The 10,739-nt window shown below is 69.4% G+C and carries 10 protein-coding genes; 7 read left to right on the top strand and 3 right to left on the bottom strand.

The genetic code is table 11. The features are described from left to right. Nucleotides 1-1,064: 4-hydroxybenzoate 3-monooxygenase (gene pobA / locus VFM98_RS22895; RefSeq protein ID WP_325112201.1), on the bottom strand; the 1,064-nt coding region annotated here is incomplete at its 3' end. Between the two features lie 113 nt (nt 1,065-1,177). On the opposite strand from pobA, the gene VFM98_RS22900 reads away from it, so the two are divergent. From VFM98_RS22900 to VFM98_RS22925, 6 genes are all read left to right on the top strand, one after another. Then, complete coding sequence (locus tag VFM98_RS22900) at nt 1,178-1,933, top strand: IclR family transcriptional regulator domain-containing protein (RefSeq protein WP_325112202.1); 756 nt, start codon at nt 1,178-1,180, stop codon at nt 1,931-1,933. A 164-nt stretch (nt 1,934-2,097) separates the two neighbouring features. Then, on the top strand, nt 2,098-3,096 hold the full coding sequence (locus tag VFM98_RS22905; RefSeq protein ID WP_325112203.1) for a sulfate ABC transporter substrate-binding protein: 999 nt from the start codon (nt 2,098-2,100) through the stop codon (nt 3,094-3,096). A gap of 10 nt (nt 3,097-3,106) precedes the next feature. Beyond that, on the top strand, nt 3,107-3,991 hold the full coding sequence (gene cysT / locus VFM98_RS22910; RefSeq protein ID WP_325112204.1) for a sulfate ABC transporter permease subunit CysT: 885 nt from the start codon (nt 3,107-3,109) through the stop codon (nt 3,989-3,991). A gap of 1 nt (nt 3,992) precedes the next feature. Further along, nucleotides 3,993-4,946 (top strand): sulfate ABC transporter permease subunit CysW, encoded by a 954-nt coding sequence (gene cysW / locus VFM98_RS22915; protein WP_325112205.1) that lies wholly within the window; start codon nt 3,993-3,995, stop codon nt 4,944-4,946. Nucleotide 4,947: 1 nt separating this feature from the next. After that, the gene (locus tag VFM98_RS22920; RefSeq protein WP_325112206.1) at nt 4,948-6,048 is read left to right on the top strand and encodes a sulfate ABC transporter ATP-binding protein; all 1,101 of its coding nucleotides are present in this window, start codon (nt 4,948-4,950) and stop codon (nt 6,046-6,048) included. Between the two features lie 28 nt (nt 6,049-6,076). Then, complete coding sequence (locus VFM98_RS22925; protein ID WP_325112207.1) at nt 6,077-6,622, top strand: disulfide bond formation protein B; 546 nt, start codon at nt 6,077-6,079, stop codon at nt 6,620-6,622. Between the two features lie 147 nt (nt 6,623-6,769). Here the strand turns inward: VFM98_RS22925 and VFM98_RS22930 are convergent, their stop codons facing one another. Together VFM98_RS22930 and argA are read right to left on the bottom strand one after the other, a co-directional pair. Next, complete coding sequence (locus VFM98_RS22930; protein ID WP_325112208.1) at nt 6,770-8,119, bottom strand: erythromycin esterase family protein; 1,350 nt, start codon at nt 8,117-8,119, stop codon at nt 6,770-6,772. Nucleotides 8,120-8,233: 114 nt separating this feature from the next. Further along, nucleotides 8,234-9,583 carry an amino-acid N-acetyltransferase gene (gene argA, locus VFM98_RS22935; RefSeq protein WP_325112209.1) on the bottom strand — a complete coding sequence of 450 codons (1,350 nt, stop codon included), beginning with the start codon at nt 9,581-9,583 and terminating at the stop codon, nt 8,234-8,236. A 93-nt stretch (nt 9,584-9,676) separates the two neighbouring features. Here argA and VFM98_RS22940 point away from each other — a divergent pair. Beyond that, the coding region (locus VFM98_RS22940) for a diguanylate cyclase domain-containing protein (protein WP_325112210.1) at nt 9,677-10,739 on the top strand (1,063 nt) is incomplete at its 3' end.

Consider the following 10,739-nt stretch of genomic DNA (forward strand, 5'->3'; position numbering starts at 1 on the left):
GGGAACTTGTGCATCAGCGAGGTGAACCACCAGGAGAAGCGCTCGGCCTTCCACACGCGGCGCAGCGCGCGCTCGGAGTAATGGTCGATGCCGGCGTCGCTGCGCTCGCGGTAGTGCTCGACCAGGCCGTCGGCGAGGTACTTCACGTCGGAAGCGGCGAGGTTGAGGCCCTTGGCCCCGGTGGGCGGCACGATGTGGGCGGCGTCGCCGGCGAGGAACAGGCGGCCGAAGCGCATCGGCTCCGCCACGAAGCTGCGCAGCGGCGCGATGCTCTTTTCCAGCGCCGGCCCGGTCACCAGCCGCTCGCGCGCCTCCGGGTCCAGCCGCAGGCGCAGCTCGTTCCAGAAGGCTTCGTCCGACCATGCCTCCACCTTGTCCGAGAGCGGCACCTGGACGTAGTAGCGGCTGCGCGTGGGGCTGCGCATGGAGCACAGCGCGAAGCCGCGTTCGGTGTTCGCGTAGATCAGTTCGTGGAACACCGGCGGCACGTCGGCCAGCAGGCCCAGCCAGCCGAAGGGATAGACCTTCTCGTACTCGCGGATCGCGCCGGCGGGCACGCTCGCGCGGCTCACGCCGTGGTAGCCGTCGCAGCCGGCGATGAAGTCGCACTGGAGCTCGTGCTCCCGGCCGTCCTGGCGGTAGCGCACGACGGGCGAGCTGCCGTCGAAGCCGTGCAGGCTCACGCTGTCGCCCGTTTCGTAGACCGTGGTCAGGCCCGCCGCCGCGCGCGCGGCCATCAGGTCGCGCGTCACCTCGGTCTGGCCGTACACCATCACCGTCTTGCCGCCGGTGAGGCCGGGGAAGTCGATGCGGTGCCGCTCGCCCTTGAACAGCAGCTCGATGCCCGAGTGCACCAGCCCTTCCCGGTGCATGCGCTCGCCGACGCCGCATTCGTCCATCAGGTCCACGGCGACCTGTTCGAGCACGCCGGCGCGGATGCGCCCCAGCACGTACTCGCCGCTGTGGCGCTCGAGGATGACGTTGGAAATGCCGGCCTTGTGCAGCAGCTGGCCGAGCAGAAGGCCGGACGGGCCGGCGCCGATGATCGCTACCTGGGTTCGCATGGTGCTTGTCTCCTTGGAGCGGAGCGTAGGCGCTGCGGCGCGCGCCGCCCAGGGGCCGGGCGCACGCGGTGTGCGATGATTGCGCGGCCTGCGCGATCATCGCGCACTCGATCATGACCATCGCGCACGCGGACTACATCGCCGGCATGGCCAAGGGCCTGGCCGTGCTGGAAAGCTTCGACACCCAGCGCCAGCGGCTCAATGCCACGCTGGCGGCCGAACGCGCCGGGCTCACCCGGGCGGCGGCGCGCCGCCACCTGCTGACGCTGGCCCACCTCGGCTACCTGGAGACGGACGGCAGCTGGTTCTGGCTGGCGCCGAAGGTGCTGCGCTTCTCCGGCAGCTATCTCGCCTCGGCGCGCCTGCCGCGGGCGGTGCAGCCGACGCTCAACCGGCTGGCCGGCACCACCGGCGAATCGTTTTCCTCGGTGGTGCTGGAGGACGATCACGTGGTGATCGTGGCGCGCAGCGGGTCCGCCTTGCAGGCCTATGGCCTGCACCTCGGCGCGCGGCTGCCGGCCCATGCCACCTCCACCGGCCGGGTGCTGCTGGCCTGCAAGCCTCGGGCCGAGTTCGGCGCCTGGCTCAAGCGACGCGAGCTCACGCGGCTGACGGGGCACACGACGGTGGATTCGCGCGCTTTCCGCGCGATCGTGGAGCAGGTGCGCGAGCAGGACTGGTGCGTGGCGAGCGAGGAGCACGAGCTGGGCGTGCATGCGGTGGCCGTGCCGCTGCGCACCATGGAAGGGCGCACGGTGGCTGCGCTGAACGTGGTGACCACGCGCGAGCGGGTCGAGCCGCGGGTGCTGCAGCGGGAACTGCTGCCTCTGCTGCTGGAGGCGGCGCGGGAAGTCAGGCCGTTGTTGTGACACGGACGACAATCTGGCCCGGCCATAGAGCTGCTGAAGCATAAACAAACAACAAGATATTCGTTGCGGCTTTAAAGAACCGTCCGCAAAATCCCTACACGCCCCTCACAGGGCACCCGTCACCCAGAACAGGATCAGGGGCCGCAAGGCCCCGTTTTCATCGCATGACCCTCTCCAAGATCAAGATCCTCCTCGCATCCGTGGCATTGGCCGCCAGCGGCGTGGCCTCCGCCCAGCAATCGCTGTTGAACGTTTCGTATGACGTGGCGCGCGAGTTCTACAAGGACATCAACGCCGCCTTCGTGCCCTGGTACAAGAAGACCGCCGGCAAGGACGTGAAGGTCGAACAGTCGCACGCCGGCTCCAGCGCCCAGGCGCGCGCCGTGGCCGACGGCCTCGACGCCGACGTGGTGACCATGAACACCACCACCGACATCGAATTCCTGGCCGACAAGGGCGTGGTCGCCAAGGACTGGCAGAAGCGCTTCCCGCACAACGCGGCGCCCACCAGTTCCACCATGCTGTTCCTGGTGCGCAAGGGCAATCCCAAGGGCATCAAGGACTGGGACGACCTGGTCAAGCCCGGCGTGAAGGTCATCGTGGTCAACCCGAAGACCGGCGGCAACGGCCGCTACGCCTACCTGGCTGCCTGGGGCTCCGTGCGCAAGAAGGGCGGCACGGACGCCCAGGCCGCGGAGTTCGTCGCCAGCCTCTACAAGAACGTGCCGGTGCTGGCCCGCGGCGGCCGCGACGCCACCAGCGCCTTCCTCCAGCGCAACATCGGCGACGTGCTGATCACGTTCGAATCCGAGGTGGAGTCCGTCAACCGCGAGTTCGGCGCCGGCAAGGTCGACGTCGTGTACCCCTCCGTCAGCATCCGCGCCGACAACCCGGTGGCCGTGGTGGAGCGCACCGTGGCCAAGAAGGGCACGGCCGATCTCGCCAAGGCCTACCTGGACTTCCTCTACACGCCGGAAGCGCAGGAGATCGCCGCCAAGCACTACATCCGCCCGAGCGATCCGGCGGTGCTGAAGAAGTACGCCGGCACCTTCAAGCCGATCACCATCTTCCCGGTGGAGGAGCTGTTCGGCTCGCTGTCGCAGGCCCAGAAGGTGCACTTCAACGACGGCGGCCAGTTCGACAAGATCTACACCGCGAAGTAAGACCTCCGACATGAGTGGCGCACTCGCGGCGCCGCTGCCGGGCACGGCGGCGGCGCCTTCTTCGTCCCGCGGCGGCAACAGGAAGGTGCTCCCGGGGTTCAACCTGACCCTCGGCTACACGATCTTCTACCTGTGCCTGATCGTGCTGATCCCGCTGTCGGCGCTGGTCCTCAAGACCTTCACCCTCAGCTGGGACCAGTTCTGGACGGCCGTCAGCTCGCCGCGGGTGCTGGCCGCCTACCGGCTCACGTTCGGCGCCTCCTTCCTCGCCGCGCTGGTGAACGTGTTCTTCGGCCTGCTGGTGGCCTGGGTGCTGGTGCGCTACAACTTTCCGGGCAAGCGCCTCGTCGACGCGCTGGTGGACCTGCCGTTCGCGCTGCCCACGGCCGTGGCCGGCATTTCGCTGACCGCGCTGCTGGCCGGCAATGGCTGGATCGGCCAGTACCTGGAGCCGCTCGGCATCCAGCTCGCCTTCAACCCCAACGGGGTGGTGATCGCGCTGATCTTCATCGGGCTGCCCTTCGTGGTGCGCACGGTGCAGCCGGTGCTGGAGGAGTCCGAGAAGGAACTGGAGGAGGCCGCGATGTGCCTGGGCGCGACGCGGCTGCAGACGTTCACCAAGGTGATCCTGCCTTCGATCGCGCCGGCGCTGATCACCGGCTTCGCCATGGCCTTCGCGCGCGCCATCGGCGAGTACGGCTCGGTGATCTTCATCGCCGGCAACATGCCCATGGTGTCGGAGATCGTGCCGCTGATCATCATCGGCAAGCTGGAGCAGTACGACTACGGCGGCGCGACGGCGGTGGCGGCGGTGATGCTGTTCTTCTCCTTCGTGCTGCTGCTGGTGATCAACGCGCTGCAGGCGTGGCAGCGGCGCCGCGCGGGGGGGCACTGAGATGGCGGCCACCGACCTGAGCAAGAAGCGCGTCACGACCACCGAGGCGGCCTGGGTGCGCCGCTCGCTGATCGCGCTCGCGCTGCTGTTCCTGCTGCTGTTCCTGGTGCTGCCGCTGGCGGCGGTGTTCACCGAGGCGCTGCGCAAGGGCCTGGACGCCTACCTCGAGGCGCTCAAGGAGCCGGACGCCTGGTCCGCCATCCGCCTGACGCTCATCACCGCGGCGATCTCCGTGCCGCTCAACCTGGTGTTCGGCGTGGCGGCGGCCTGGGCCATCGCCAAGTACGAGTTCCGCGGCAAGGCCTTCCTGACCACGCTGGTGGACCTGCCGTTCTCGGTCTCGCCGGTCGTCGCCGGCCTGATCTACGTGCTGGTGTTCGGCGCCCAGGGCTGGTTCGGCCCGTGGCTGGCCGCGCACGACATCAAGATCGTCTTCGCCGTGCCGGGCATCGTGCTGGCGACCGTGTTCGTCACCTTCCCCTTCATCGCCCGCGAGCTGATCCCGCTGATGCAGGCGCAGGGCAACGACGAGGAGCAGGCCGCCATCGTGCTGGGCGCGAGCGGCTGGCAGGCCTTCTGGCACGTGACGTTGCCCAACATCAAGTGGGGCCTGATCTACGGCGTGATCCTGTGCAACGCGCGCGCCATGGGCGAGTTCGGCGCCGTGTCGGTGGTGTCGGGGCACATCCGCGGCCAGACCAACACCATGCCGCTGCACGTGGAGATCCTCTACAACGAATACCAGTCGGTCGCGGCCTTCGCCGTGGCGTCGCTGCTGGCGCTGCTGGCGCTGGTGACGCTGGTGGTGAAGTCGCTGGCGGAGTGGAAGCAGGAGCGGGACATGAAAGCCGCCTCCGAGATCCCGCCCGAGCGCCCCTCGGCCAGCACAGCGCCCCTCACCCCCGCCCTCTCCCCGGAGGGGAGAGGGAGCAAGAAACTGGCCCCGAGTCCCTGAAATGAGCATCGAGATCCGCAACGTCAGCAAGAATTTCGGCGACTTCCGTGCGCTGAAGGATGTTTCGCTGAACATCGCATCGGGCGAGCTGGTCGCCCTGCTGGGGCCTTCGGGCTGCGGCAAGACCACGCTGCTGCGCATCATCGCCGGCCTGGAGACGGCCGACGCCGGCAGCATCCTGTTCTCCGGCGAGGACACGACCGAGGTCCACGTGCGCGAGCGCCAGGTCGGCTTCGTGTTCCAGCACTACGCGCTGTTCCGCCACATGACCGTGTTCGAGAACGTGGCCTTCGGCCTGCGCGTCAAGCCGCGCGGCGAGCGCCCGAGCGAGGCGCAGATCAAGCAGAAGGTGCACGAGCTGCTGAACCTGGTGCAGCTCGATTGGCTGGCCGACCGCTTCCCCTCGCAGCTGTCCGGCGGGCAGCGCCAGCGCATCGCGCTGGCCCGCGCGCTGGCGGTGGAGCCCAAGGTGCTGCTGCTGGACGAACCCTTCGGCGCCCTGGACGCCAAGGTGCGCAAGGAGCTGCGCCGCTGGCTGCGCCGCCTGCACGACGACCTGCACGTCACCTCCATCTTCGTCACCCACGACCAGGAGGAGGCGCTGGAAGTGGCCGACCGGGTGGTGCTGATGAACGCCGGCAACATCGAGCAGGTGGGCTCGCCGCAGGAGGTGTGGGACCATCCCGCCAGCCCCTTCGTCTACGGCTTCCTGGGCGATGTCAACCTGTTCCACGGCCGCGCCCACGAGGGCGAGGTGCACTTCGAAGGGCTGCAGATCGCCTCGCCGGAACTGGCCGAGGCGCAGAACGCGCGCGCTGCCGCCTACGTGCGGCCGCACGACCTGGACGTGCAGCGCTACGCCCCCGGCGCGGCCGGCATCGCGGCCACGCTGACCCGGGCCATTGTCGTGGGGCCGATCGCCCGGCTGGAACTTCTTCCGGTCGACGGCACCAAACCGGTGGACAATTCACAGTCCGACCCCATCATCGAAGCGCAGATCCCGGCCGAACAGTACCGGGAAATGGGGTTGAAGGAGGGCGAAACGCTGGTGGTCACGCCGCGCAAGGCCCGGGTGTTCCTGGAGAGCGGCGCGGGCATCTGAAGCCCCCCGCATGGAGGGCGGAAGAAGAATGAGCGGCAAGCTGTTGAACTGGTTCGACACCGCACCCCGGCGGGTCCTCGCCGCGGTCGCGGTGATCGGCATCGCCATGCTGTGCTTCGGGCTGTACCTGCAGCTCGTGGTGGGGCTGGTGCCCTGTCCGATGTGCATCGTGCAGCGCTATGCGCTGATCCTGGTGGTGCTGATCGCCGGCATTGCCGCGGCCGTGCCGTCGCGCGGGGCGCAGATCGGCGGAGCCGGGCTGATGCTCCTGGCCGGCGGGTTCGGTGCCTTCGTGGCAGCGCGCCAGAGCTGGCTGCAGTGGTATCCGCCCGAGGTGGCGTCCTGCGGGCGCGACTTCTACGGGATGATCGAGAACTTCCCGCTGCGCCGGGCGATCCCGATGATCTTCAAGGGCAGCGGGGATTGCACCAAGATCGACTGGACCTTCCTGGGTGGCTCGCTGGCCAACTGGTCGTTCGTGGCGTTCGCCGCGATCATCGCGGTGGCGCTGGCGCTGCTGGTGCGGCAGGTGCGGGGCGGCGGCTCCGGGCGCCACGGCGCTCTCGCGGCCTGAAACGCTGGGCTTCGGCCTCCCACGGCTGACGCCTCGGGAGGCGCTCAGCGCCAGCCTACGGAACAGCCAGCCGCGGCGATGACGCGATGCCTGCGGTAGGCTGGTGCTGAGCCGCGACAGCGCGAAGCCCAGCGCTCCACGCGACGCTCACAACCCCGAGGGATACGTTTCCGCCGGCTCGCCCTGATGCCACACCGGCTCGGCCACCAGCGGTTGCAGGGCCTGCGTCTCGTCGATGTGGATCATGGCGTCGAACTGCGCCGGCAGCCGGGTGTGGAAATAGTGGCTGAGCCGCTCCGACTGCGGCAGGTAGATCACGCCGATGGCCCGCTGCAGGCGCTTTTCCGCCAGCAATTCGCCGAGCCCCGCATTCCCCCGTAACGGCAGCCAGAAGCGCTCGCCGGCCTGGTGGAACAGGTCCTCGTAGCTTCCTTCCAGCCCCGGACGCACCCGCCGGCGCTGCGCCGGCGCATCCCACTCCGGCGCCGCCGTCACCGTGCCGTGGTGCGTGCTGAAGCCCACCAGCAGCGCGTCGTCGCCCCAGCGGTCGCGCGCGAGCTGGCCCACGTTCCACTCGCCCAGGTCGCCCATCTCGGTGGCGCTGGCGTCGCCCAGGTGCGAGTTGTGGGCCCAGACGATCAGCCGGGCGCTGCCGGTCAGCCCCGCCAGGTGCTTCTCGAGCGCCTGCAGCGTCTCCACCATGTGGCTGTCGCGCAGGTTCCAGGACGAGACGCGGCCGTGGAACATGGTCCGGTAGTACTCCTCGGCGTTGCGCACCAGCCGGGCGTTCTGCTGGGCGTAGAACACCTCGGCGCGGTCCTCGCTGGAGCCGGCGGCCATCAGCTCGCCGGCGCGCCGGTTCATCTCGCGCAGTTGCTGGATCACCTCGTCCTCGCAGGTGGCCTTCATGCCGAAGCTGGCCGCATAGCCGTAGGCCTGGCTGTCTTCGCCGTAGTGGTCGAAGCAGCCGTAGCGGCTGCGGGCGCGCTGCGCCGCCTCGGGGTCGGCCCGGTCCAGGTACTGCAGCACGGCGGCGATCGAGCCGTAGAGGCTGTACAGGTCCATGCCGTAGAAGCCGACCTGGCGCGAGGGCGGCAGGCCGGCGTTGTGCGCGCGCAGCCATTCGACGAATTCCGCGATCACGCCGTTGCACCACATCCAGGTCGGGAAGCGCTGGAATCCGGACAGCGCCGCCTCGGCGTCGCGGTCGTCGGAGGCGCCGCGGATGTAGCGGTTGACGCGCCAGGCATCGGGCCAGTCGGCCTCCATCACCAGCGCGTTGAAGCCGTGCTCGATGATCAGCCGGCGGCTCAGCGCCACCCGCTCGGCATAGAACTCGTGGGTGCCATGCGAAGCCTCGCCCAGCAGCGCCAGCCGGGCGCGGCCCAGGCGGGCGACCAGCTCCGGGTCGTCGGCCGCGGCGCCGCGCAAGGGCCGCAGGTGGGGGCGCAGGCCCTGCAACAGGGCGCTTTCGTCACGGACGGTGGAACGGAACATGGGCACTCCTCGGTCGGCTCCGGACCAAGGTAGAGCCCGCCTGGCGCGCCGGCTGTAGTCGCCGGGCGTGGCCGGTGTAGGACGCCGAAAACCAGGCCCCTTTTTTGACGAAAACTAGGCCAGCTTCTTCACGAAGACCATGCTGCGCCGGTCCCAGTTGTACTTGCGCTTGCGCGCCTCGGGCAACCACTCGGGATCCACCTGCACGAAGCCGCGCTTGAGGAACCAGTGCATGGTGCGGGTGGTGAGCACGAAGATGCTCTCCAGGCCCATCGCCCGGGCGCGCTGCTCCACCCGGCGCAGGATCTTCTCGCCGTCGCCCTGGCCCTGGCTTTGCGGCGAGACCGTCAGCGCCGCCATCTCGCCGGTGCGCGCCTCGGGGTAGGGATAGAGCGCCGCGCAGGCGAAGATCACGCCGTCGTGCTCCACGATCGTGTAGTTGGCGATGTCGCGCTCGATCTCGGTGCGGTCGCGCTTGACCAGGGTGCCGTCCTTCTCGAAGGGTTCGATCAGCTGCAGGATGCCGCCCACGTCGTCGGCAGTGGCCTCGCGCAGCTCCTCCAGCTTCTCGTCGACCACCATGGTGCCGATGCCGTCGTGCACGTACACCTCCAGCAGCAGCGAGCCGTCCACCGCGAAGGGAATGATGTGGCTGCGCTCCACGCCGGCCTCGCAGGCCTTCACGCAGTGCTGCAGGTAGAACGAGGTGTCGGTGGGGCTGTGCGCCGGCGGCAGGCTGGCCAGCAGCTGCTTGGCCGCGGCCAGCGGCAGCTCGGTGTCGATCGGGTTGTCCTCGCCTTCGCCTTCCAGCGGCTTGACGCGGATGCCGGGGATCTCGGTCAGGAAGATCAGCTTGTCGGCCTGCAGGGCGACCGCCACGCTGGTGGCGACCTCCTCCATGGTCAGGTTGAAGGCCTCGCCGGTGGGCGAGAAGCCGAAGGGCGACAGCAGCACCATGGCGCCGAGATCGATGGTGCGCTTGATGCCCGCCACGTCCACCTTGCGCACCAGGCCCGAATGGCGGAAGTCGACCCCGTCGAGGATGCCGACCGGCCGCGCCGTGATGAAGTTGCCGGAGATCACGCGCACGGTGGAACCCGCCATCGGCGTGTTCGGCAGCCCCTGGCTGAAGGCGGCCTCGATCTCGTAGCGCAGCTGGCCGGCGGCCTCCTGCGCGCTATCGAGCGCCACTTCGTCGGTGATGCGCATGCCGTGCGAGTAGCGCGCCTCGTGGCCCTTGGCGCGCAGCTGCTCGTTGACCTGGGGACGGAAGCCGTAGACCAGCACCACCTTCACGCCCATGCTCTGGATCAACGCCAGGTCCTGCGCGATGTGGGGCAGCTTGCCGGCGGCGATGGCCTCGCCCGCCATGCCCACGACGAAGGTCTTGCCGCGGTGCATGTGGATGTACGGCGCGACCGAGCGGAACCAGGGGACGAAGGTGAAATTGAAGATGGCGGACACGGGGCGACAGTTTAAGGGACGGCCGGTGGCGCCGCCGCCGGAACCGAGGATTCCGGCCGCGGTGTCCGCGCTGGTTTCGGGTATCGTCCGCGCATGGAAAAGCTCGCCGCAGGCTTCTGGGGCGCCTTCTTCTGCACCGCCACCATGATGCTGGTGATCTCGCTGGCGGCCTTCGTGCGCTCGCACCGGCGGGTGGCGCTGATGGCGGCGCTGGCCTCGCTGGCGTCGGCGGCCTTCGTCGTTTCCTACCTCGGCTGGCTGCCGATCGACGGGCCGGTCGAGGCGCGCGTGCTCGCGCACGTGGCGGTCGCCACCGCCGTGAGCCTGGGGCTGATGCTGACCTCCACCCTCGGGATGCTGCGCCATCGCGCCCTCGGCCGCCGGGTGGTCGCGGGCCTGGTGGGCGCCGGCGCCGGCGTCGTGGTGGCCGGCTGGGCGCTGGAGCCGCACGAAGCGCTGGCGCTCAGCTCGGTCACGGCCTTCGCCGTGGGCGCCGTGATGCTGGTGGTGGCCGCGCGCGGTGCGTTGCGGGGCGACCGGGCCGGCTGGACCTTCGTGGCGGGCATCTTCTTCATGCTGGTGGCGATCGCGGGCCTGAGCTGGATCGCCCTGAGCCGCACCGAGGCCTGGCCGGTGCACGCGATCAGCGCCGTGGCCGGATCGGCCTACCTCAGCGTGGTGGCGATCGTGCTGTGGCGGCGCTACTCCTACCTGCTGGAGCTGTCGGAGGTGATGGCGCACGGGCCCAACTACGACCCCGTCACCCGCATGCGCTCGCACAGCGAGACCGGCCAGATGGTGGGCGACGTGTTCTTCCGCCGCAATGCGGAGCCGCGCCCGATCGGCGTGCTGGCCGTCTGCGTGGCCAACCTGTATGCGCTGGAGAACCTGCATGGGCGGGCGGCGTTCAACCATGCGTTGTTCGTCTCGGCCGGCCGCCTGCGCCGCTGCGTGCCCGCCAACGTGGAGATGGGACGGCTGTCGGAGGACGGTTTCCTGCTGCTGGTGCCGCACACCGACGACGTGCAGCGCCTCGGGCAGCTGGCGCGCACCATCCGCGACCGGCTCATGCGGCCGATCACGCTGAGCACCACCCGCGATCCGGCCGCCCTGGAGAACGGCGACACCACCTGGGTGGCCGAAGTGGGCATCGGGG

Origin of the sequence: Ramlibacter sp. (genome assembly GCF_035706265.1) — a bacterium.
Lineage (GTDB): Bacteria > Pseudomonadota > Gammaproteobacteria > Burkholderiales > Burkholderiaceae_C > Ramlibacter.

Coding starts and splice junctions, on each gene's coding strand:
- cysW (WP_325112205.1), top strand. CDS start 3,993: ATGGCGGCCACCGACCTGAGCAAGAAGCGCGTCACGACCACCGAGGCG.
- VFM98_RS22925 (WP_325112207.1), top strand. CDS start 6,077: ATGAGCGGCAAGCTGTTGAACTGGTTCGACACCGCACCCCGGCGGGTC.
- VFM98_RS22930 (WP_325112208.1), bottom strand. CDS start 8,119: ATGTTCCGTTCCACCGTCCGTGACGAAAGCGCCCTGTTGCAGGGCCTG.
- VFM98_RS22900 (WP_325112202.1), top strand. CDS start 1,178: ATGACCATCGCGCACGCGGACTACATCGCCGGCATGGCCAAGGGCCTG.
- cysT (WP_325112204.1), top strand. CDS start 3,107: ATGAGTGGCGCACTCGCGGCGCCGCTGCCGGGCACGGCGGCGGCGCCT.
- VFM98_RS22905 (WP_325112203.1), top strand. CDS start 2,098: ATGACCCTCTCCAAGATCAAGATCCTCCTCGCATCCGTGGCATTGGCC.
- VFM98_RS22920 (WP_325112206.1), top strand. CDS start 4,948: ATGAGCATCGAGATCCGCAACGTCAGCAAGAATTTCGGCGACTTCCGT.